17 protein-coding genes and 4 pseudogenes are annotated in these 22,710 nt (G+C 70.4%); 14 read left to right on the top strand and 7 right to left on the bottom strand.

Going from position 1 to position 22,710, the window contains the following annotated elements:
• Positions 1–32: 32 nt before the first annotated feature.
• The 7 genes from glyA (at position 33) to purU (ending at position 7,560) form a co-directional block, all read left to right on the top strand.
• Positions 33–1,370: a serine hydroxymethyltransferase gene (glyA, locus tag OG574_RS43970; RefSeq protein ID WP_326777812.1), complete on the top strand. Its 1,338-nt coding sequence runs from the start codon at positions 33–35 to the stop codon at positions 1,368–1,370.
• A complete protein-coding gene (locus OG574_RS43965; protein WP_326777811.1) occupies positions 1,367–2,596 on the top strand; it encodes a sarcosine oxidase subunit beta family protein in 1,230 nt (409 codons plus the stop codon). The genes glyA and OG574_RS43965 overlap by 4 nt, the downstream gene beginning before the upstream one ends.
• Positions 2,597–2,611: 15 nt before the next feature.
• On the top strand, positions 2,612–2,917 hold the full coding sequence (locus tag OG574_RS43960; protein ID WP_326777810.1) for a sarcosine oxidase subunit delta: 306 nt from the start codon (positions 2,612–2,614) through the stop codon (positions 2,915–2,917).
• Complete coding sequence (locus OG574_RS43955; RefSeq protein WP_326777809.1) at positions 2,914–5,784, top strand: sarcosine oxidase subunit alpha family protein; 2,871 nt, start codon at positions 2,914–2,916, stop codon at positions 5,782–5,784. The genes OG574_RS43960 and OG574_RS43955 overlap by 4 nt, the downstream gene beginning before the upstream one ends.
• On the top strand, positions 5,777–6,406 hold the full coding sequence (locus OG574_RS43950; RefSeq protein ID WP_326777808.1) for a sarcosine oxidase subunit gamma: 630 nt from the start codon (positions 5,777–5,779) through the stop codon (positions 6,404–6,406). The genes OG574_RS43955 and OG574_RS43950 overlap by 8 nt, the downstream gene beginning before the upstream one ends.
• Before the next feature lie 64 nt (positions 6,407–6,470).
• Complete coding sequence (locus OG574_RS43945; protein ID WP_326778858.1) at positions 6,471–6,647, top strand: hypothetical protein; 177 nt, start codon at positions 6,471–6,473, stop codon at positions 6,645–6,647.
• A complete protein-coding gene (gene purU, locus OG574_RS43940) occupies positions 6,640–7,560 on the top strand; it encodes a formyltetrahydrofolate deformylase (RefSeq protein ID WP_326777807.1) in 921 nt (306 codons plus the stop codon). The genes OG574_RS43945 and purU overlap by 8 nt, the downstream gene beginning before the upstream one ends.
• Before the next feature lie 73 nt (positions 7,561–7,633).
• Here purU and OG574_RS43935 read toward each other — a convergent pair whose 3' ends face one another.
• Entirely contained in the window at positions 7,634–8,821 is a 1,188-nt protein-coding gene (locus tag OG574_RS43935; protein ID WP_326777806.1) for an RNA-guided endonuclease InsQ/TnpB family protein, read from the bottom strand.
• On the opposite strand from OG574_RS43935, the pseudogene tnpA reads away from it, so the two are divergent.
• A pseudogene (gene tnpA, locus OG574_RS43930) lies at positions 8,812–9,239 on the top strand (IS200/IS605 family transposase). The gene OG574_RS43935 and the pseudogene tnpA sit on opposite strands and share 10 nt — an antisense overlap.
• Before the next feature lie 114 nt (positions 9,240–9,353).
• Here the strand turns inward: tnpA and OG574_RS43925 are convergent.
• From OG574_RS43925 to OG574_RS43915, 3 genes and pseudogenes are all read right to left on the bottom strand, one after another.
• A pseudogene (locus OG574_RS43925) lies at positions 9,354–11,014 on the bottom strand (IS1182 family transposase).
• Between the two features lie 145 nt (positions 11,015–11,159).
• Positions 11,160–12,110: a LysR family transcriptional regulator gene (locus tag OG574_RS43920; RefSeq protein WP_326777805.1), complete on the bottom strand. Its 951-nt coding sequence runs from the start codon at positions 12,108–12,110 to the stop codon at positions 11,160–11,162.
• A 13-nt stretch (positions 12,111–12,123) separates the two neighbouring features.
• Positions 12,124–12,816: pseudogene (locus OG574_RS43915) on the bottom strand (EamA family transporter); the annotation flags it as partial.
• On the opposite strand from OG574_RS43915, the gene OG574_RS43910 reads away from it, so the two are divergent.
• Positions 12,776–13,477: a LysR family substrate-binding domain-containing protein gene (locus OG574_RS43910; protein WP_442816951.1), complete on the top strand. Its 702-nt coding sequence runs from the start codon at positions 12,776–12,778 to the stop codon at positions 13,475–13,477. The pseudogene OG574_RS43915 and the gene OG574_RS43910 overlap by 41 nt on opposite strands.
• A 5-nt stretch (positions 13,478–13,482) precedes the next feature.
• Here the strand turns inward: OG574_RS43910 and OG574_RS43905 are convergent.
• The 3 genes and pseudogenes from OG574_RS43905 to OG574_RS43895 form a co-directional block, all read right to left on the bottom strand.
• Positions 13,483–13,662 (bottom strand): annotated as a pseudogene (locus OG574_RS43905) (iron chelate uptake ABC transporter family permease subunit); the annotation flags it as partial.
• Positions 13,663–13,831: 169 nt separating this feature from the next.
• On the bottom strand, positions 13,832–15,472 hold the full coding sequence (locus OG574_RS43900; protein WP_326777803.1) for an acyl-CoA dehydrogenase family protein: 1,641 nt from the start codon (positions 15,470–15,472) through the stop codon (positions 13,832–13,834).
• 29 nt (positions 15,473–15,501) lie between these two features.
• Positions 15,502–16,110: a TetR/AcrR family transcriptional regulator gene (locus OG574_RS43895; RefSeq protein ID WP_326777802.1), complete on the bottom strand. Its 609-nt coding sequence runs from the start codon at positions 16,108–16,110 to the stop codon at positions 15,502–15,504.
• A gap of 73 nt (positions 16,111–16,183) precedes the next feature.
• Between OG574_RS43895 and OG574_RS43890 the strand changes: the two genes are divergently transcribed.
• The 5 genes from OG574_RS43890 to OG574_RS43870 all read left to right on the top strand — a co-directional run bounded on the left by OG574_RS43890 (position 16,184) and on the right by OG574_RS43870 (position 22,655).
• Positions 16,184–17,731, top strand: coding sequence for a class I adenylate-forming enzyme family protein (locus tag OG574_RS43890; protein WP_326777801.1), 1,548 nt, complete (start codon positions 16,184–16,186; stop codon positions 17,729–17,731).
• A 65-nt stretch (positions 17,732–17,796) separates the two neighbouring features.
• A complete protein-coding gene (locus tag OG574_RS43885) occupies positions 17,797–18,399 on the top strand; it encodes a TetR/AcrR family transcriptional regulator (protein WP_326777800.1) in 603 nt (200 codons plus the stop codon).
• A 199-nt stretch (positions 18,400–18,598) separates the two neighbouring features.
• The gene (locus tag OG574_RS43880; RefSeq protein ID WP_326777799.1) at positions 18,599–19,534 is read left to right on the top strand and encodes a TauD/TfdA dioxygenase family protein; all 936 of its coding nucleotides are present in this window, start codon (positions 18,599–18,601) and stop codon (positions 19,532–19,534) included.
• Between the two features lie 32 nt (positions 19,535–19,566).
• Positions 19,567–20,889, top strand: coding sequence for an MFS transporter (locus OG574_RS43875; RefSeq protein ID WP_326777798.1), 1,323 nt, complete (start codon positions 19,567–19,569; stop codon positions 20,887–20,889).
• Between the two features lie 47 nt (positions 20,890–20,936).
• Complete coding sequence (locus tag OG574_RS43870; protein WP_326777797.1) at positions 20,937–22,655, top strand: aldehyde dehydrogenase family protein; 1,719 nt, start codon at positions 20,937–20,939, stop codon at positions 22,653–22,655.
• Positions 22,656–22,710: the final 55 nt, after the last annotated feature.

The following is a 22,710-nucleotide window of genomic DNA, read 5'->3' as shown; positions in this document are numbered from 1 at the left end:
GCTCATTAGTCGGCTCTCAGAATGGTGCGCAGATGGCAACGGACGCCCAGTCGATCACCACGACCACGACTCCCGCCTCACTCCAGGCCCTCCCGCTCAGCGACCTCGACCCGGACGTCGCCGCCGCGGTCGACGCCGAGCTGCACCGCCAGCAGTCGACGCTGGAAATGATCGCCTCGGAGAACTTCGCCCCGGCCGCCGTCATGGAGGCCCAGGGCTCGGTGCTCACCAACAAGTACGCCGAGGGCTACCCGGGGCGCCGCTACTACGGCGGCTGTGAACACGTCGACATCATCGAGCAGTTGGCCATCGACCGGGTCAAGGACCTGTTCGGCGCCGAGGCCGCGAACGTGCAGCCGCACTCGGGTGCCCAGGCCAACGCCGCCGCGATGTTCGCCCTCCTCAGCCCGGGCGAAACGATCCTCGGCCTCGACCTGGCGCACGGCGGTCATCTGACCCACGGCATGCGCATCAACTTCTCCGGCAAGCTCTACAACGTCGTGCCGTACCACGTAGGCGAGTCCGACCTGCGCATCGACATGGACGAGGTCGAGCGGCTCGCGCGCGAGCACCGGCCCAAGCTGATCGTCGCCGGCTGGTCGGCCTACCCCCGCCGCCTCGACTTCGCCGCATTCCGACGCATTGCCGACGAGGTGGGCGCCTACCTCATGGTGGACATGGCGCACTTCGCCGGGCTCGTCGCGGCCGGACTGCACCCAAGTCCCGTTCCGTACGCGGACGTTGTCACAACCACGACTCATAAGACTCTCGGCGGCCCGCGCGGCGGGGTGATCCTCAGCCGGGCCGGTCTCGCCAAGAAGATCAACTCGGCGGTCTTCCCCGGGCAGCAGGGCGGACCCCTCGAGCACGTCATCGCGGCGAAGGCGGTGGCCTTCAAGGTGGCGGCGAGCGAGGAGTTCAAGGAGCGCCAGCAGCGCACCCTGGACGGCGCCCGGATCCTGGCCGGGCGCCTGCTCAGCGACGATGTGGCCGAGGCCGGGATCACCGTGCTCACCGGCGGCACCGAGGTCCACCTGGTCCTCGTCGACCTGCGTAACTCCGCACTCGACGGACAGCAGGCCGAGGACCGCCTGCACCGAGTCGGCATCACCGTGAACCGCAACGCGGTGCCGTTCGACCCGCGCCCGCCGATGGTCTCGTCCGGCCTGCGCATCGGCACGCCGGCGCTGGCCACGCGCGGCTTCGGCGCCGAGGAGTTCCGTGAGGTCGCCGACATCATCGCGGGGGCACTCAAGCCCGAGCACCTCGGCGAGGAGCAGGCGGGCCTGCTGCGCGACCGGGTCGAGAAGCTCGCCCACGCTTTTCCCCTGTATCCGCACCTGCCCCGCCTGAACGGAGACGCGGCATGACCGCCCAGCCGCAGCCGAAGCTGCCGGAACACCCGGACTTCCTCTGGCGCAATCCCGAGCCGCGCTCCTCGTACGACGTCGTCATCGTCGGCGCGGGCGGCCACGGCCTCGCCACCGCCTACTACCTCGCGAAGGAACACGGCATCACCAATGTCGCGGTCCTCGAGAAGGGCTGGCTGGCCGGCGGCAACATGGCCCGCAACACCACCATCATCCGTTCCAACTACCTGTGGGACGAGAGCGCGGCGATCTACGAGCACGCGCTCAAGCTGTGGGAAGGGCTCCCGGAGGAGCTGGACTACGACTTCCTGTTCAGCCAGCGCGGGGTCCTCAACCTCGCGCACACCCTCCAGGACGTCCGCGAGGGCATGCGCCGCGCCAACGCCAACCGACTCAACGGAGTCGACGCCGAATGGCTGGACCCGGACCAGGTCGCCGAGGTCTGCCCCATCCTCAACGTCTCGCCGGACACCCGGTACCCGGTGCTCGGCGGCACCTTCCAGCCCCGCGCGGGAATCGCCAAGCACGACCACGTGGCCTGGGCGCTCGCCCGCCGCGCCGACGAGATGGGCGTCGACCTGATCCAGGGCTGCGAGGTCACCGGCTTCGTCAAGGACGGCGAGAGGGTCGTGGGTGTCGAGACCAACCTCGGCCGCATCAACGCCGGCCGGGTCGGACTCGCGGCCGCCGGGCACAGCAGCGTGCTCGCCGAACGGGCCGGAATCCGCCTCCCCGTCCAGTCCCACCCCCTCCAGGCGCTCGTCTCCGAGCTGCACGAGCCGGTCCACCCCACCGTCGTCATGTCCAACCACGTCCACGTCTACGTCTCCCAGGCGCACAAGGGCGAACTGGTGATGGGCGCGGGCGTCGACTCGTACAACGGCTACGGGCAGCGCGGTTCCTTCCACGTGATCGAGGAACAGATGGCCGCTGCCGTCGAACTGTTCCCGATCTTCGCGCGGGCGCATGTGCTGCGGACCTGGGGCGGCATCGTCGACGTCACCCCGGACGCCTCGCCGATCATCAGCGCCACTCCCGTGGAGAACCTCTTCGTCAACTGCGGCTGGGGCACGGGTGGTTTCAAGGCCACGCCGGCCGCCGGCCGGACCTTCGCGCACACCATCGCAACGGGTGAGGCGCACCCGCTGAACGCCCCCTTCGCCCTGGACCGCTTCACTACGGGCGCACTGATCGACGAACACGGCGCCGCGGCCGTGGCCCACTGAGAGGACGCTGCTGCGATGCTGCTGATCAACTGCCCATGGTGCGGTCCCCACAACGAGAGCGAATACCACTACGGGGGCCAGGCCCACGTTCCGTACCCCGAGAACCCCGCAGATCTCGACGACGGGCAGTGGGCCGAGTACGTCTTCTACCGGGACAACCCGAAGGGCCCCTTCGCCGAGCGGTGGATGCACAGCCACGGCTGCCGCCGCTGGTTCAACGCCCAGCGCGACACGGTGAGTTACGAGGTGCTCGCCACCTACCGGCTCGACGAGCCGCGCCCCGAACCCCACGTCACCGATCCGGCCGGAGAGCAGCGATGACCGACCAGCAGTTCCGGCTCGGCGACGCAGGCCGCGTCGACCGCACCACCTTCCTCCACTTCACCCTCGACGGACGGGAGTTGACCGGCCACCCGGGCGACACCCTCGCATCCGCCATGCTGGCGAACGGCATCGTGGAAGCCGCTCCGTCGCTCTACCTCGGCCGTCCCCGCGGCATTGTCTCGGCGGGTGTCGAGGAGCCCAACGCCCTGGTCCAGCTTGGCGGTTCATGTTCGGAGGGCATGCTCCCGGCGACGACGGTGGAGTTGTACGACGACCTGTCCGCGACGACGCTGTCCGGGATGGGGCGGCTCGACCCGACCCCCGACCCCGCCGTCTACGACAAGAAGTACGTCCACACCGACGTCCTGGTGGTCGGCGCGGGCCCGGCCGGGCTCTCGGCCGCCGCTGCCGCCGCCGAATCCGGCGCGCGGGTGATCCTGGTGGACGACCAGCCCGAACTCGGTGGTGCGCTGCTGTCCGGACGCACCCAACCGGAGTGGATTGCCGAGTTCCGCGCGGCGCTCGATGCCGCGCCCGAGGTCACCGTCCTGACGCGCACCACCGCGTTCGGGTCGTACGACGACAACTACGTCCTCGCCCTGGAGCGGCGCACCGACCACCTCGGAGCCGACGCCCCCGACCCGTCCTCGGGCGTCTCGCGCCAGCGGCTGTGGCACATCCGCGCCTGCCAGGTCGTCCTGGCGACCGGCGCGCACGAGCGCCCGCTGATCTTCGCCGGCAACGACCGTCCCGGCGTGATGCTGGCCGCGTCCGTACGCACGTACATCAACCGGTACGGCGTGACTCCGGGCAGGCGAGCCGTGGTCGGCACCACCAACGACAGCGCGTACGACACGGTCGCCGATCTGCACGCGGCCGGGATCGACATCGCCGCCGTCGTGGACGCACGCCCCGAACTGTCACAGCGAGCCGCCGAGATCGCGGCGACTACCGGGGTTCGGGTACTCACGGGCAGCGCGGTGGTCGACACCGCGGGCGAGTCCCGGCTCATCGGCGTCACCGTCCAGGCTCTCGATGCCGATGGCCAACTCGTCGGCAAGTCCGAAGAGTTCGACTGCGACCTGCTCGCCGTCTCGGGCGGCTGGAGCCCTGTGGTCCACCTGCACAGCCAGCGCCAGGGAAGGCTGCGCTGGGACGACGACCTGGTCGCGTTCGTGCCCGACGGCACGGTGCGGGACCAGCAGGTCGTCGGCGCGGCGCAGGGGACGTACGGTCTCGACGGGGCTCTGGCCGAAGGAGCACGGGCCGGTGCGCTGGCCGCGACCGAGGCGGGGTTCCCCGTCCCGGTCCCCGCGGCGCCGTCCGAGGACGCACGCCCCGACGTCCGCGCCCTGTGGCTGGTGCCCTCCCCCGCCGGCGAACCCGGCACCTGGGACACCCACTTCGTCGACCTCCAGCGCGACGTCACCGCCGCCGACGTCTGGCGGTCCACCGGCGCCGGCATGCGCGGTGTCGAGCACGTCAAGCGCTACACCTCCCTCGGCACCGCGAACGACCAGGGCAAGACGTCCGGCGTCAACGCGATCGGCGTGATCGCCGAAGCCCTCGGCGCGGGCGCGTCACCCGGCGAGATCGGCACCACCGCCTATCGGGCGCCGTACACCCCGGTGGCCTTCGCGGCCCTGGCCGGGCGTGAGCGCGGGGACCTCTTCGACCCGGAGCGCACCACGTCCATCCACGGCCGGCACGTCGCCCACGGCGCCGAGTTCGAGGACGTCGGGCAGTGGAAGCGGCCCTGGTACTACCCCCGGCCCGGCGAGGACATGGACGCGGCCGTCGCCCGCGAGTGCCGCGCGGCCCGTGAGGGTGTGGCGTTCATGGACGCCACCACCCTCGGCAAGATCGAGATCTGGGGCGCGGACGCGGGCGAGTTCCTCAACCGCGTCTACACCAACGCCTTCAAGAAGCTGAAGCCCGGCATGGCCCGCTACGGCGTGATGTGCAAGCCGGACGGCATGATCTTCGACGACGGCGTGACGCTGCGCCTCGACGAGAACCGCTATTTCATGACCACCACGACGGGTGGCGCCGCCGGGGTCCTGGACTGGCTGGAGGAGTGGCTGCAGACCGAGTGGCCCGAGCTCGACGTCAACTGCACCTCGGTGACCGAACAGTGGGCGACGGTCGCCGTCGTCGGCCCGAAGTCACGTGACGTCATCGCAGAACTGGCTCCCGAACTCAACGTCTCCGCCGAGGCGTTCCCCTTCATGGCCTTCCGCGAGACGACCCTGGCCTCCGGCATCCCGGCCCGTGTCTGCCGGATCTCCTTCTCCGGCGAGCTCGCCTTCGAGATCAACGTCTCCGCGTGGTACGGCCGGAGCGTCTGGGAGCAGGTGTACAAGGCCGGACAGCCGTACGACATCACCCCGTACGGCACCGAGACGATGCACGTCCTGCGCGCCGAGAAGGGGTTCATCATCGTCGGCCAGGACACCGACGGCACCGTCACCCCGCAGGACGCGAACATGGACTGGGTGGTCTCCAAGCGCAAGGACTTCATCGGGAACCGGTCCTACTCCCGCGCCGACACCACGCGCGCCGACCGCAAGCAGCTGGTCGGCCTGCTGCCCACCGACCGTACGACGCGGCTGCCCGAAGGATCCCAACTCATCGCACAGGACACGCCGTTGACCCCCGAAGCCGGGCCGGTTCCCATGCTCGGCCACGTCACCTCCAGCTACCACAGCGCCGCCCTCGGCCGCCCCTTCGCCCTCGCCCTCGTCGCCGGCGGGCGGGCCAGGATCGGCTCGACCCTGCTCGCCCCGGTGGGCGACGACCTGGTGCCCGTCGAGGTCACCGACTCCGTCCTCTACGACCCCGAAGGGACCAAGCGCGATGGCTGAGCCCACGAACGAGGCGCGCACAGGCCTGTTGGCACTGCGCGTGAGCCCCCTGGCGCATCTCGAGGAGCGGATGCGGGACGCCGCCGTCACCGGGGCCCGCGGCGTCAGGCTGACCGAGTGGCCCTTCCTCAGCATGGTGAACGTGCGCGTCGACCCCACCTCCGCGGCGGCGACCCGCATCGAAAGAACCTTGGGAGCACCACTCCCCCGCGAGCACGGCGAGACCACCTCATCCGGCGCTCACACGGCGTTCTGGCTCGGTCCTGACGAGTGGCTCGTGCTGTCCCAGACCGAAGAGGGCGTTGCGGCCGCCGAGTTGAGGGAGGCACTCGCTGCGGATCCGGGCTCCGTCGTCGACGTCTCGGCGAACCGCACCACCCTCGAACTGAGCGGCCCGGCCGCCCGGCAGGTGCTGGAGAAGGGCTGCCCGCTGGACCTGCATCCCCGGGCCTTCGGTCCGGGCCGGGCGGTGTCGACCACGGTGGGACCGATCGCGGTCCTGCTCTGGCAGGTCGACGACGGGCCGACGTACCGGCTGCTGCCGCGTTCGTCCTTCGCCGACTACCTGGCGCGCTGGCTCATCGACGCCATGCACGAATACCGCGGCCCCGAGCTGCCTTGACCGCGCAGGGCACATCGGCCCGCACTCGGTCCGCATCGGCCCCTCCTCTCGCACGGTGGGGCCGATGCGGGCGGCCCGGCGCTTCGTCAGTAGCCGGTCCGGTCACCCCACGTACACGGACAGCCTCGCCAAGGTCATCACGACCTTGCGCGACACCGGCCGGGACATGAAGGCCACATGCCAGGAGGCCGCCCGCGGCTGCCTCGCCGTCAACGTCACCGAATGCGGACACCATGACTGATTCCCCGGCTTCCGCCGCGTCCCCCGCCCCCGCTTCTCCCGCCCCCGCCACGGCGCCGGTCGAGCACGTCCTCACCCTCGACTGCCCCGAGGCGCCCGGTATCGTCCACGCCGTCTCGCGGTTCCTCGTCGAGCACGGCAGCGACATCATCGACAACCAGCAGTTCGGCGACCGCCGCGACGGCCACTTCTTCATGCGGGTGCACTTCGCCGCCACCGGCGGCGAGAACACCACGCAGTCCCTGCGCGACGACTTCGCCGCCGTTGCTGCCCCCTTCGCCATGCGGTGGCACATCGAACCGGTCAGCACCCGACGGCGCGTGCTGATCATGGTGTCCCGCTACGACCACTGCCTCAACGACCTGCTCTTCCGCACCCGCAGCGGTGACCTGCCCATCGACGTGGTCGCGGTCGTCTCCAACCACCGCGACCACGAGGCACTCGTCGCCTGGCACGGCGTCCCGTTCTTCCACGTGCCGGTGACCGCCTCGACGAAGCCCGAAGCCGAGGCCCAACTCCTCGAGCTCATCGACTCGTTCGACGTCGACCTCGTCGTGCTCGCGCGCTACATGCAGGTGCTCTCCGACGGCCTGTGCGCTCAGCTGCCCGGCCGGCTGATCAACATCCACCACTCGTTCCTGCCGAGCTTCAAGGGCGCCAAGCCCTACCACCAGGCCCACGACCGCGGCGTCAAACTCGTCGGCGCGACGGCCCACTACGTCACCGCCGACCTCGACGAAGGCCCGATCATCGCCCAGGAGGTCATCAGCGCCGACCACAGCCACACCCCCGAGGACCTGGCAGCGATCGGCCGCGACGCGGAATCGGCAGCCCTGGCGCGGGCCGTCCGCTGGCACTGCGAAGGCCGCGTCTTCGTCCAGGGAAGGCGCACGGTGGTGCTCCGGTCAACTTGACCCGGTCCTGAAGGACCGGGCTTGGAGGTAGCGTCCAACTGGCTGCTGGGTGGGCTCCTCCGTCCAGTCACCCTTATGGGGTGGCAGGGACGCGTGACTCACGCCCCGCAGTCCACACAGCCTCGCCCTTGCGGGCGATGTTGTGGGAAGCGTTCCGGTCTGCGTGGGCAACGACCCCGCAGTCCCGGCAGGTGAACAGGGCCTGGCTTGCCCGGTTCTTCTTGTCGATGTGGCCGCACTCGCAGCACTGCTGCGAGGTGTAGGCGGGATCGACGAAGACCACGGGGACGCCGGCCCTGCGGGCCTTGTAAACGATGAAACCTGCCAGCTGGGCAAAGGCCCAGGAGTGGAGCGCGACCCGTTGGGGCTTACGGAGCCGTACCCTCTGCCGGATTCCCTTGAGTTCTTCCAGGGAGATCCCGGCCGAGGTGCGTTCAGCCTCGGTCACGATCGTCTTGGCGATGATGTGGTTCTGGTCCTTCGCGTGGCGCTGTTCGCGCCGGTTGCGCTTCTTCAACAGCCGCTTGGCGGACTTGGTGGACTTGGCCTGGAGTTTCCTGCGCAGGTCGAGTTGCCGCTTGCGGTGGCGGTTCAGGCCACGCCCGGCGGTCTTGTGGCCGGTGGATGTGGTGGCGATGTTGGCGATTCCCAGGTCCACGCCGATGAAGTGGTCGGGCTCGTACTGCTCAGCCTCGGGAACGTCACACGTCGCGAGCAGGTAGAACACGCCGTCGCGCTCGATCAGGTCCGACTCGCCCTGCCGGTGGTCCCGGAGCGCCTTGAGTGCGTCAGGAGAACAGGCGAACCGGACGTTCTTGGCCCGGCCGTCCACCGTCCAGATGGACACGGTCTGCGCGTCGTACTGCCAGCTCAAACACCGGTCGTCATACGGTTGCGCGGCCTCGGGCCTAAAAGCGATGGGCTTGGACTCGGCCTTGGTACGGCGCTTCGATCCAGACTTGCCGAGGTTCCCGGCACGGATGTTGGCCCTGAGCGTCGTGTAGGCATCGCGGGTCTTCTTGATGATGTGCTGGGCGGCCTGCGCCCCCAGTCCCCGCGACCGCAGTTCACCGTAGGTGTGCTTGCGCAGCTCGTACTCACGCGGGACACCGTGCTCGAACGCCACCGCCGACACCCAGTTCGCGGCCTCGTTGACCGTGCGCAGCGTCACCGACAGCGCGGATACCTGCACGGCCTCCGGCATCAACTTCACTTGCACGACGATCTTCACGCGGGCGATCGTATCGACCCATGTCACCATGCTGGGAGCCAAACCCCAATATTCGTAAGGGTCCCACGGTCGTCCACACCCTCCACGCCCATTTGGTCTTCACACCCAAGTACCGGCGCGGACCGTTCACCGACGAGATCCTTCGACGCTGCGAGGAAGTCATGCGCGCCGTCTGCGCGGACTTCGAAACAGAGTTGGTCGAGTTCAACGGCGAGACCGATCACGTGCACCTGCTGGTGCACTACCCGCCGAAGGTCTCCCTGTCCCGGCTGGTCGGCTCCCTCAAGGGCGTCTCCGCCCGCAGGATCCGTCAGGAGTTCCCGGGCACATCCGCACGTACCTGTGGGGTGACCACTTCTGGTCGCCCTCGTACTTTGCCGCCTCGTGCGCAGGCGCCCCCCTGTCGATCATCAAGAAGTACGTCGAGAACCAGAAACGTCCCGGCTGAGGCCAACCGTGCGGACCCATGGGAACCTGCAGGTAACAGCAGCCCAGAGAAGCGCTTCCTCCCGGGCGTGAACGACTCCGTTGGGAAATCCATAAATCGGCTCTCGGGGGCGGGTCATGCCGCGAGGGTGAGGCGTGCGAGGTGGGAGACGCGGGTGGTGCCGAGTGGGGTGCCCCGCAGCCAGGCGTCGATTCGGGTGAGGTTGAGGGCGGTGGCGGAGAGGACGTTGGCGAGGTGGGTCTTGTGCTGGCCTCGGTAGGGAGTGCGGCGCAGATGGGTGCGGCGGACGGCCTGGGAGATGGTGCCCTCCACCCCGGCTCGCACGTCGTAGCGGGCCTTCCACTCGTCGGTCTGCTGCTCGGCACGTCGTTCTTCGAGGATCTGTTGCTGCTCTCGGGGCAGCAGGGTCAGGCTGCGGCCCCATTTGCCGTTGGCTGCTTTGGTGCAGCGCGCTCTCAGCGGGCATGGATCGCAGTCGGCGAGTGCGAAGTGCACCCGGACGAGCACGGTCCCACTGGCCTTGCGCTGTTGGGACCAGCTGACACTGGACGCGCCCTGAGGGCAGATAACCTTCCTGGCGTTCCAGTTGGTGGTGAAGGCGGCCTGAGTCAGGTCCGGTGCCTGCGCGTCCCGTCCGTTGTGGTGGGTATCAGCGCCGACGGGACCGACCAGGTCGATGCCATGGTCTTCGTGGGCGGCCAGGATGTGGGCGGCGGTGACGTAACCGGCGTCCACCACATGCTCACGCGGCCTCAACCCCCGTTCATCCAGATGCTGGTGGATGGTTGCGGTGACCTCGGTGTCGTTGACGGTGGCGTTGGTGGTCTCCACATTCGTGATCAGGTGGGGTGCGTCCGGCTCGCAGGTCTCGCTCAGGTGGACTTTGAATCCGCACCAGCCCGTCCCGCGTTTGATGCCGTAGTGGGCGTCGGTGTCATAGGGCGAGGACAGCCGGTCTCTGGCCGGCGGGAGGTCCTTGCCCTCCCGCCAGCGCACCCCTGCCCGTCCCGGTGATACTGCTCTGCCCAGGCCCGGCGCAGGATCCGCACTGCGGGCACCTCGCGCAGCCAGGCCACAGCGGCCGGCCCATCAATGGCGTCAAGCAGAGCGAACCCGTCCCGGCCGACCTGCTCGGCCCATTCCCGACGGACGTTCTCCCCTTTCGGGAAGCGGTAGTTGTCGACCTTGGCCCCGTAGCGCTCCACCCACCCGGGGCTGATCAATCCGCTCAGCCAGTCCGGAGCGGCCGCGGCCAGCGCCTCCAGCGCCGCCCGCAGCGTCTCACCGACGAACTCCATCCGGTTCAGCGTGCGCACCGCGGCCAGCACGTGCGTCGAGTCGGTGCGCTGCCGGCCGCCCGCCCGCAGCAGCCCGGCGTCCGAGAGCCGCGCCAGCACCACCTCCAAGACCCGCTCTTCCAGCCCGTGCGTGATCAGACGGGAGCGGAAATCCCCCAGGACGGTGAAGTCGAAGCCGGGATCATCCAGCTCCAGCCCCAACAGGAACTTCCAGTCCATGCGCGCTCGCACCTGGTCAGCGGCCTGCCGGTCGGAGAGTCCTTCGGCATATTGCAGCACCGACACCAGCGCCAGAGCCCCTGGCGAGATCGCGGGCCGGCCTCGATCAGCAAAGGCCCCGGCGAAATCCTCGTCCGTGAACACCGGACCGAGCACTTCCCTGATCCGGATGGCCAAAGTCCCCTTGGGGAACGAGGCCCGCACCACCCGAGCCGTCAGCTCAGGCACTCCGTCATCCGACCGCGACTCCAACGACATCCCGCTCTCCCCATCCCGCCAACGACCATAGCCATCAGCAAGACGAACGACACAGCACTGCCCGAATCACGACTTTCCCAACGGAGTCGTGAACGCCCGGGGTTCCGCGCTAGATCCTGCTGAAGGGCGGACCCTGCCTTGGGTCTCACGACCTTCTGGCGGTCCGCTGTCTCCACGTCGGTTCCCAGACGTCGGGGTCCGGGGTCTGCGCTCGGGTCGCCTCCAGGTGGGCGCGGAACGCGTCGAGCGCCGGATGCCGATTGTCGCCGCGCCAGATCAGGGACATCGGGTAGACCGGCGTCGGGTTCCGCACCGGGATGCGCCGCAGGTCATAACTGTCGGGCCAGAGATAGCGCGATCCTTCGCCCACGAGGGTCGCGAGGTCGGCGGAGTCGGCGATCTCGTCCAGCAGCGCCTCGTTCCCGAAAACGGGCCCGACGACATCGATCGTGAGCCCGAATGCGGCGGCGAACTCGTCGTAGTAGTCGGCCCACTCTGTGCCGGGTGCCATGCCGGGCATCCAGATGCGGTGTCCGGCGAGCTGTGCGGGCGTGACGCTGTCGGCATCGGCCAGCGGATGGGAGGGCCCGACGAGAAGCTCGTGCGGGTCGTCGATCACTCGGGTGGTCCTGATCGAGGCCGGCAGGTGATGCTCGGCGACGGTGATCGCGTGGAACGTGGCATCGATCGTCCCGGCTTCGACGGCGGCGATCGCGGTGTCGACGTCGACGTTCAGGGTCACGACGTCGAGCTCGATGTCAGGACGCGTGCGATAGAAGTCCTGGAGAAGCACCGCCGGAGCGATCCGCCGGTTGATCACGTCGACGCGCAGGGCGCGCCGGCCGGGGCGCACGGAGGCATCGGCCCGGTCCTCCGCCCGGAGGAGTTCGCGGGCGTGGGGCAGGAACGCCTGGCCGTCGATGGTGAGCTCGGCGCCACGTGGTGTGCGGGTGAACAGCCGTACTCCCAGGTCCTTTTCCAGCACGGCGATGCGCTTGGAGACGGCTTGCTGGGTGATCGACAGGGCTGCGGCGGCTTCCTGGAACTGGCCGGCATCCGCGGCCGCGACAAAGGTGCGCACAGCGTTGAGATCCACTCGCCCACTCTATTCACACCCCGCCCGGGTGGTCTTGACGGGCCGGAGGGCGGTGCGCTGCCGTGCCCACGGCCACGGCGTTCGCGGCAACGATCACGGCGATGGCCGTCCACGATGCCGGGTCTAGGTGCTGGCCGAGTATCACCAGGCCCACCAGTGCCGCGCACACCGGGTTGACGCTCATGAAGATCCCGAAGAAGTGGGCGGGGACGCGTCGCAGCGCGAGCAGATCGGCGAGGAAGGGCACCGCGGAGGACAGCACACCGGCTGCCAGCGCGCACAGGAGCGCGGCTGCGGTCGGCCGGTGCAGGCACAGTACGGTGATGCCGACCGGCACGTAGAGCGTGCCGGAGACGAGTGCGGCGGCCGCAGAACCCTCGATCCCGGGCAGGCGCTGCCCCACGGTGCGGTTGAGAAGGATGTAGCAGCCCCAGCACACGGCGGCGAGCAGGGCCAGGGCGATGCCGAGGTAGTCGGTGCTGGGCCGGGGCCGGGTGAGGACCAGTACTGCCGTGCAGGCGACGAGAGCGCAGACCAGGTCGACGCGACGGCGGGAGCCCGCGAGGGCGACGGTGAGCGGCCCGAGGAACTCGAGGGTGACCGCCAGACCGAGCCCGATCCGGTCGATCGCCATGTACAGCGTCAGGTTCATGGTCGCGAACACCATGGCCAGTCCCACCACCGGCCGCCACTGGGCGGCGGTGAATCATATGCTCGCCGAGGCCGACGAACTGGTCCGCCAGGCGACCACCGGTCACACGCGCCTGCGCATCGGCCACGCCTGGTCCGCGATGGGGCGGCACACCGCCGAGTTCCAGCGCCGCTGGCGCGACCGCTACCCCGACGTCGAGCTCCACCTGATCCGTCACAACACCCCCACCGGCGGGCTCGCCGAGGGCCTGTGCGACATGGCCGTCATCAGGACCGCCATCGACACCCGGCGCTACGCTCACGCCCTGGTCGGGCACGAGCGCCGCTACGTCGCTCTCGCCTCCGACGACCCGTGGGCCAGGCGCCGCGGCATCCGCCTGTCGGAGATCCGCGAGCGCACCCTCGTGGTGGACCGCCGCACCGGCACCACCACCCTGGACCTGTGGCCCGAAGGGGCCCGTCCCCACGTGGAGTACATCCAGGACGTCGACGACTGGCTCGCCGCCATCGCCACGGGCCGCTGCGTCGGCGTCACTCCGCAGTCCACGGCCACGCAGTACCGTCGCGACGGCATCGCCTATCGCCTTCTGCGCGACACCGAACCCGTCCCCGTACACCTGATCTGGCCGCAACAGAGCCCGCATCCCGCCACCCACGCCGCGGTCGCCCTGCTGGCCGACCTCTATCGAGAGGACGCAGGAAGCCCAAGGATGTGAAGGGATCAGCGGTGCGACCTGCCGAGCAGCCACAGCAGATAGGGCGCACCGACCAGCGCGGTCAGCGCACCCACCGGAACCTCTAGCGGTACGAGGATCAGGCGGGCGGCGAGGTCGGCTGCCGTCAGGGTGACGGCGCCCGTCAACGCCGAGCACACAACCGGGAGTTGGGGCGTGCGGGACCATACGCGCGAAGCTACCGGGGTCCCGCCTCAGGGAACCGGTCTTCAGGCAAGGTTCCGGTCAATCCGAACCGACGGGGTGACGGTGGCCGCGAAGCTGTCGTTCGACGCGGCCACCAGTGAAGGACTCCCGCCCGTGCGTCCGTTCAGCGCGGGCGAAGGCCTGCGAACGTCACGCAGGAAGTCGCTCCAGCAGCCCCGCGAAATCGGTCCTTGGCGGCAGCGTCCCGAAGGCGAGTCCGCGGTCCCCGGCGAGCCGCGACGCGCAGAACGCGTCCGCCACGGCGGCCGGTGCGTGCCGGACCAGGAGCGAACCCTGCAGCACGAGGGCCGCGCGTTCGATGACGCGGCGGGCCCGCAGCGGCGCGTCCTCGGTCAGGACCAGCTCGCCCTGCAGCTCCTGCCAGGCCGTGTCGAGTCGCCGGTCACCGCCGGCCGCCGCCTCGATCTCCGTACGGAACGCCTCCAGGGACTCGGGCTCACGGGCCAACGCCCGCAGCATGTCCAGGGCGTTGACGTTGCCGGAGCCCTCCCAGATGCCGTTGAGCGGGGCATCGCGGTACAGCCGCGGCATGCCTGATGCCTCGTCATATCCGTTGCCGCCGAGGCATTCCAGGGCCTCGGCCACCGCTACGGGCTGCCGCTTGCACACCCAGTACTTGCCGACCGCCGTCGCCAGGCGCAGGAAGGCGCGCTCCCCCTCGTCGCCGTGCTGGGCGCGGTCGGCGGCGCCGGCCAGGCGCAGCGCGAGCGTGGTGGCGGCCTCGGACTCCACGGCGAGGTCGGCCAGTACGTTGCGCATCAGCGGCTGGTCGATGAGCTTGGCGCCGAACACCGAGCGGTGGCGGGCGTGGTGGGCGGCCTGGGCCAGTGCGGCGCGGGTGCCGGCGGCGGAGCCGAGGACGCAGTCGAGCCGCGTCATGGTCACCATGTCGATGATGGTGCGGACGCCCTTGCCCTCGGCGCCGACGAGCCAGGCCACGGTGTCGTCGAACTCGGGCTCGCTCGACGCGTTGGAGCGGTTGCCGAGCTTGTCCTTGAGACGCTGGATGCGGAAGGTGTTGCGGCTGCCGTCGGGCAGGACGCGCGGGACCAGGAAGCAGGACAGGCCGCCGGGCGCCTGGGCGAGCACAAGGAACAGGTCGTTCATCGGGGCGCTGGTGAACCACTTGTGACCGCGCAACCGCCAGGTCCCGTCGGCCTGTTCGGTGGCGGAGGTGGTGTTTGCGCGCACATCGGTGCCACCCTGCTTCTCCGTCATCCCCATGCCGGCGAGCAGGCCCCCCTTCTCGCCCGGGGTGTGCAGACCGGGTTCGTAGACACGGCTGGTGAGCAGGGGCTCGTAGATCTTGGCCAGGTCGGGGGCGTGGCGCAGGGCGGGGACAACGGCGTACGTCATGGAGACGGGGCAGCCGTGCCCGGCCTCGGTGCTGCTCCACACCATGAAGGCCGCGGCCCGCGCCACATGCGCGCCGGGCCGTTCGTCCGCCCAGGCACTGCCGGCCAGCCCCTCGCCCACCGCCACGTCCATCAGGGCGTGGTACGAGGGGTGGAAGTCGACTTCGTCGATGCGGTTGCCGTAGCGGTCGTGGGTGCGCAGCACCGGCTCGTAGCGGTTGGCCTCGTCGGCCCAGCGCTGTACCTCCTCGCTGCCCGCGCGGCGGCCGATCCGGTGGAGGTCGTCGAGCGACCATGCGGCGCCCTCGCGGCGCACGCCCTCGATGAGGACCGGGTCGTCTGCGATGTCGTGGCCGGTCAACGGCGGTGCCTGGTTGGTCACTTCGTGCGTCACGGCGGTGGGGTTGCTGGGCATGGGGCCTCCTCCGGTTGAGCGGGTGGGAATCAGGCGGTCGGGGCGCCCGCGCAGCGCAGTGCCGCGGCGGTGAGGTCGGTGAGTAGTTGCTCGGTGGCGTTCTCGTCGGGGGTGCCGAGCGGGTCGACGAGCACTTCTCCGATGGCTCCGGTCAGGGCGGCCGCGGTGATCTCGGCGTTCTGTGGGGGTAGTTGGCCCGTCGCCGTGCCCTCGCGCACCACCTCGGCCCACAGCGTGCGGTAGCGGCGGCGAAAGTCGAGCCGCTCGGCGCCGACCGCGGGTTCGGCGGGGGCCGCGAGCAGGGCGTAGGCGAGGCCGCGGTTCTCCAGGGCGCGGCGGGCGAAGATCTCGACGCCGCGGCGGAGCCGTTCGACGGGGTCTCCCGGACCGTGCAGCACCTCACCCAGGACATCCACCTCGCGCCCCGCGGCGCGCCGGAACACTTCCACGGCGAGGGCCGCCTTGGACGGGAAGTGCTGGTACACGGAGCCTGCCGCGATGCCCGCCGAGTCGGCGACGGCGGTCACGGACGCCTGTGACCAGCCCACTTCCGCCACGACCGAGGTGGCGCAGGAGACGAGCCGCTCTCTCGCGGCTTCGAGCCGGCTGATTTCGGCTGGGGTCTTGCGGTAGGCCATGAAAGAAGTGAACCATGATTCAGAGTTTCCCGCCACGGTCGGTTCCGTCGGCCCGGCTCGTCAGGAGAACGTGATGCACCTCAGTGCCCTGCTGGACGGCGTGGTTCGCTCGGCCGGCGACAAGGAAGCGGTCGTCTATCGCGAACAGCGGTGGAGCTACCGGGAGTTCGACGAAGCCGCCCGGCGCGCCGCGACGGTACTGAGCGAGGCCGGGCTGCGGCCGGGCGACCGTCTCGCGGTGATGACGTACAACACCCCCGCCTTCCTGTTCGCGGCGTTCGGCGCCTGGCACGCGGGCGCCACCCTGGTACCCGTCAACCACAAACTGCAGACTGCCGAGGTGACGCGCCAGCTCCTGCACTGCGGAGCCAGGCTGATGCTCGTCGACGCGGAGATCGGCGGGCGCGCGACCGCTGCCGCCGAGGCGGTGAACGTGCCCTGGCTGGTCAGCCACCCCGACGCCGACGCGGACACGCGCCCCGCGGACAGTTTCGAGTCCCTCGTTGCGCGAGCCGAGCCGTCCCGCGGGGAACCGGGCCCGGACAGCGACATCGCGCAGATCCTCTACACGTCAGGCACCTCCGGGACCCCCAAGGGCTGTGTGCACACGCACCGCGGCATCGCCCTGACGGCCGGGCACACGGCGGACACGATCCCCCTCGTCCCTGACGAGCGGTTCCTGATCTGCATGCCGATCTGGCACGCCTCCCCCCTCAACAACTGGACGCTCGGCACGCTGGTGCGCGGGGCCACGGTCGTGCTGCAGCGCGAGTACGATCCTCGCGGCATGCTGGAGACGATCCAGCGCGAGCGGGTCACCGCGATGTTCGCGGCGCCGATCGCGCTCATCGCCCCCGTGCAAGCCGTCGCCGACTTCGCCGACTTCGACCTCACCTCTGTGCGCGCGTGGATCTACGGCGCCGGGCCTCTGGACGCCGACACCGCGCGCCGGCTGATGAAGGCGTACGGCTCGCAGGACTTCCATCAGGTGTACGGGATGAGCGAAATGGGCCCCGCGGGGACCTCACTCTCCCCCGCCGAGCAGGTGACCAAGGCCGGTTCGATCGGGTGCCACGGCATGCCCGGTGTGGATCTGCGCGTCGTCCGCCCCGACGGCACGGATGCCGGTCCGGGCGATACCGGGGAGATCTGGCTGCGCTCGGACACGCGCATGGTCGGCTACCTCGACGACGAGGCCGCCACCGCCGAGGTGTTCGCGGGCGACTGGTACCGCAGCGGCGACCTGGGACGGGTCGATGAGGACGGCTTCGTCACGGTCGTGGACCGGATGAAGGACGTGATCATCACCGGCGGCGAGAACGTCGCCTCGCAGGAGGTGGAGGGCGCGCTGCGCGGCCATCCTGACGTGCTCGACGTCGCCGTCGTCGGCCGCCCGCACCCGCAGTGGGGCGAGACCGTGGTGGCCGTCGTCGTGCCGCACGACGGTACGGAACCGGACCTGGCGGGCGTGCGCGCGTGGCTCGAGACGCGGATCGCCCGCTACAAGATCCCCCGCGAGCTGGTCCTCCGCCGTGAGCTGCCGCGTACTCCGTCGGGGAAGATCACCAAGCATGTGCTGCGGGCCGAGCTGGCCGACGTCACGCACGCCGTGGGCGCCTGAGCGCCACAGGCCTGCGGACACGTCCCCGCGAGCAGCGACGGACGCGGTCCGCGTAGGGTCGCCGCATGTCGGAGGAACAGGTGGAGAGCGCACGCCGGGGTCCGGGCCGGCCGCGCCAGGAACATGTCACGCGGGCCGTGCTCGACGCCGTCGTCGACCTGGTGGCGGAGAGCGGCATGGCCGCGCTCACGATGGACGCCGTCGCGGCCCGCGCCGGGGTGAGCAAGCCGGCCATGTACCGGCGCTGGTCCACCAAGCAGGACCTGGTCATCGCTGCCGCGGAGTCGCGGATCGGGCCGCTGACCGTGCCCGACATGGGGGACTTCCGGGCCGAGCTGCGGGCCGTCCTGACGGCGCGCATGAAGGCCTACCGGCAGCCGGGGGTCGACCGCCTGCTGGCCGGGGTGATCGGTACCGCCGCCGAGGTGGGAGCGGAGCCGGGCGCCTATCGCGCCTACACGGCCCGCGTGATGAGCGAGACGCGACACCTGCTGGAGCGCGGGATCGCACGCGGCGACGTCAGGCCTGACGTCGACGTGTCCGCCGCCTCGACGCTCGTGGCGGCGTCGCTGGTCTTCCGGATGGTCGGCGAGCAGCAGATGCCCGACGAGACGCTCGTCGAGTCGGTCGTGGACCTGATCGGCCGGGCGGTCGGCGCCCGGCCCTGACGTTGGACTGACGTCCCGTCACTTCCCTGCGCGCAGGGCACTTCGTCGTGCCCGCGCGCCCTTCGCCGTGCCCGGATGCCGGTTCCGCAGCCCCGGACGGCACAGGAAAACAACTCCTCCCGACCCCTTGCACCTGCGCATTCCAATATCGATACTGCGGGTTACGTAATTAGCGTTCACCGTCAGGAGGAGGACCGCCATGCAGGCCGTCGCATCGACCCACGTGACCAACCCCGAGCCGGTACTGGACAAGCCCCTCATGCACTACGGCCGCCGGGTCCTGGAGCGGCTCGCCCCCGGCGCCGAGCAGTCCGCGTACCGGCTGATCGACATCGACCCGCTCACCCCGCACTTCGGCGCCGTGCTCGGCGGCGTCGACCTGACCCGGCCCATCTCCGACGAACTCGCCGCGGAGCTTCGGCAGGCGCTGCTGGAGTGGAAGGTGATCTTCTTCCGCGGACAGACCGGATTCACCGCCGAGCACCACCTCGCGCTGTCGGGCATCTGGGGGCCGCCGGAGGCGAACCCGTTCTTCGCGAAGACCGGGACCGCCGGCATCTCCCGGCTCGCCAAGGACGCCAAGGCCGCGGGCAACAAGAACATCTGGCACAGCGACCACTCGTTCATGGCCAACCCTTCGCTCGGCGCCGTGCTGCGTGCCGTGGAGGTACCCGCCGCGGGCGGAGACACGATGTGGGCGGACATGGGCGCCGCGTACGACAACCTGCCCGAGGACCTCAAGGAGCGGATCGCGAACCTCACCGCCGTCCACGACTGGGAGGCCAGCTGGGGCGCCCTCATGGACGACAGGCAGAAGGCCGCCTTCCGCGAGAGCTGGCCGCAGGTCGAGCACCCCGTCGTGGTGCGCCACCCGCGCAGCGGCCGCAGGACCCTTTACGTGAACGAGCCGTTCACCCGGTACATCAAGGGTCTGTCCGAGGCCGAGAACCGTGAACTGCTCGACATCCTGGTCCTCCAGGCGCGCATCCCCGAGTTCCAGATCCGCTTCCGCTGGGAGGCCGACTCGATCGCCGTCTGGGACAACATCGCCGTCCAGCACTACGCGGTCAACGACTACTTCCCGCAGCGCCGGGTGATGGAGCGCATCGCCATCGCCGGTGTCCCGCTGTCCTGAACCGTTCTCCCACTTCTCTCTCAGGAGTACGCATGACCGCGGTACCGACCGTCCCCCCGCGCCCGACGGGGACCACCGGGGCCACCGGCAGCAGCAGCCGGCGCGCCTGGACGGTGACCTTGCTGCTCGTGGTCTTCATGATGGTCAATTTCGCGGACAAGTCCGTCCTCGGCCTGGCCGCCGACGAGATCCGCGCGGACCTCCATCTGAGTGCCACTCAGTTCGGGCTCGCCAACAGCGCGTTCTTCCTGCTCTTCTCCGTGGCCGCGGTCATCGTCGGGCTCGCCGCCGACCGGGTGTCGCCGAAACTGCTGCTCCTGCTGATGGCCGTCCTGCGGTCGGTCGCCCAGGTGCCCGCGGCGATCGGCGGCGGCCTCGCCGTCCTGGTCGTCTCGCGCGTCTTCCTGGGAGCGGCGGAGGGCCCCGCGTTCCCCGTCGCCCAACAGGCCACGCTGGCCTGGTTCCCCGACCACCGGCGCAATCTGCCCGGCGCGCTGATCACCCTGGGCGTCACCCTCGGCGTGATCGTCTCGGCGCCCGGCCTGTCCTGGGTGATCCAGCACCACGGGTGGCGCTCGGCGCTGTGGGTGCTCGCGGGCGCGGGGCTCGTGTGGGCGGTGGCCTGGGCCGCATTCGGCGCAGACGGCCGCCACGGTGTCGCCCCCGCCAGTGGCGCGGGTGTCACCCCCGTCAGTGGCGCGATACCGCACGAGGCGCGGGCGGCCGTCCCGTACCGGAGGATCTTCGCCAGCCGCACCTGGATCGGTGCCACCCTCGCCTACTTCACCAGCTACTGGGCCGTGGCCCTGATGCTGGTCTGGCTGCCGTCCTACCTGCGCAACGCCCTCGGGTACTCGGCCCACGCGGCGGGCACCCTCGTCGTCGCGCCCTGGACGATCGGCGCCGTCGTGCTGCTCGCGCAGGCCGGCATCACCGGCCGGCTGATGCGGCGCGGTGTCGGCAGCCGCCGTGCCCGGGGCTGGGTGGGCGGCTGGCTGCTCGCCCTGGGCGCCGCGTGCTGTCTGGCCCTGCCACTGGTCGACGGCTCGGGCGCGAAGACCGTCCTGATCGCCCTCGGCTTCGGCCTCGGGGGCTCGTACGCCACAATCGCCGCGACCACCGTCGCCGAGCTCGCCCCGCCGTCCCGCAGCGGCGGTGCGCTGGGCACCATGAACGCGGTGGTGACGGCGGCGGGTCTGGGCGCACCCGCCGTCGTCGGTGCCCTCGTCGACGCCCAGGGCACCGACGGCTACCAGAACTCGGCACTGCTGTCAGGACTGCTCCTGGCCGTCGGAGCCGCCGCGTCCTTCCTGCTCGTCGACCCGGCGCGGGACATCGCACGACTGAGCACCTGACGCGACCTCACCACCTCGATCCCCCTCACCTCCCCAGGAGTTGACCCTTGTCTGCCGCACCCGTACCCACTCTCGACACGGCTCCCCTCGACCTCGCCGTGTCCGACCTGCGCGACCACGCCGAGTCCTGGACCGCCACCCCGCTCACCGAGCGGATCGCCCTGCTGGAGCGGATGCTCCCGCGCATCGCCGAGGGCGCTTCGGGCATGGTCGCCGACGCGGCCCGCGCCAAGGGCTACGAAGCGGACTCCAACTGGGCCGCAGAGGACTGGGTCACCGCGCCCTGGGCGCTGGCGCAGACCGTGAGCGCGTACCTGCACGTGCTGCGCCGCCTGGCCGCCGGGCACACCCCGGTGCCCGCCAAGTCCGTCCGCACGCACGAGGGCCGCGTCGTCGTCGACGTCTTCCCCGCCACAGCCACGGACCGCCTCCTGCTCAACGGTTTCACCGCCGAGGTGCGGACCCTGCCGGGCACGACCCGCGAGCAGGTCCTGGCCGGCGCGGCGGGCGAGTACCGCGGGCGGCAGGGCGAGCCGGCCGTCGCGCTCGTCCTCGGCGCCGGGAACGTCCCGGCCATCACGCCGCTCGACATCCTGCACAAGCTGTACGCGGAGGGCCAGGTCGTCCTCGCCAAGATGAACCCCGTCAACGCCTACCTCCGCCCGCACTTCGAGAAGGTGTTCACCGAGTTCGTGGAGCGCGGCTGGGTCCACTTCGTCGACGGGGGCGCGGCCGAAGGCGCGTACCTCACCACCCACGAGACCGTCGACACCATCCATGTCACCGGCAGCGAACGCACCCACGACGCCATCGTGTGGGGCACCGGCGCGCAGGCCGAGGAGCGACGGCGCGCCGACACTCCGGTCAACGACAAGCCGTTCACCAGCGAGCTGGGCGGCGTCAGCCCCTGCATCGTGACGCCGGGACCATGGAGCGCGGCGGACTTCCGCTTCCAGGCCGAGCACATCGTCACCGGCAAACTGAACAACTCCGGCCACAACTGCGTCGCCAGCCAGGTCCTGCTCGTGCCCCGCCACTGGGAGGGCACGGAGCGCCTGCTCACGGAGATCCGTCGCGTCCTGCGCGAACTGCCACAGCGCGGCGACTACTACCCCGGCGCGGCCGACCGTCTCGACGCGGTGACGCGGGCCCACCCGGAGGCCGAGATCTACGGCGACGACACGTGCCGCCTCCTCGTCCCGGACATCACCGACGCCGACGACCCCATGCTCACGGACGAGGTGTTCGCCAGCGCCCTCGGCGTGGTGCGCCTGCCCGGCGAGGACGCTCCCCAATTCCTGCGCGCAGCAACGGAGTTCGCCAACGACAGGCTTCCCGGCACACTCGGCGCCACACTGCTGGTCCACCCCCGCACCGAACGTTCCCACCGCGCCGCCGTGGACGAGGCCGTCGCCGCACTGCGCTACGGCACGCTCGGCGTCAACTGCTGGTCGGCGTTCGGCTTCCTGCTCGGCTACACACCCTGGGGTGCCCACCCCGGCCACACCCGCCAGGACATCGGCAGCGGTATCGGGTTCGTGCACAACGCGTTCATGCTGGAGGACGTCGAGAAGACCGTCCTGCGGGCCCCCTTCGCCCCCGCGCCGCGCGGTCTGTTGACCGGCTCGCCCTCGCTGTCGCCGCGCCCGCCGTACTACGTCACCAACCGCACAGGACGTACGACGATGGAACGTCTCACGGCCTACGCCACCGATCCGAGGGCGAGCCGGCTGCCGGGCATCTTCGCGTCGGCCCTGCGCGGCTGACTGCTCCGATCGCTTCCATCGGACGAGTGCTCCGATCGGACGAGTGCTCCGATCA

This window comes from Streptomyces sp. NBC_01445 (assembly GCF_035918235.1).
GTDB lineage: Bacteria > Actinomycetota > Actinomycetes > Streptomycetales > Streptomycetaceae > Streptomyces.
This window is presented reverse-complemented; position numbering and strand designations above follow the sequence as displayed.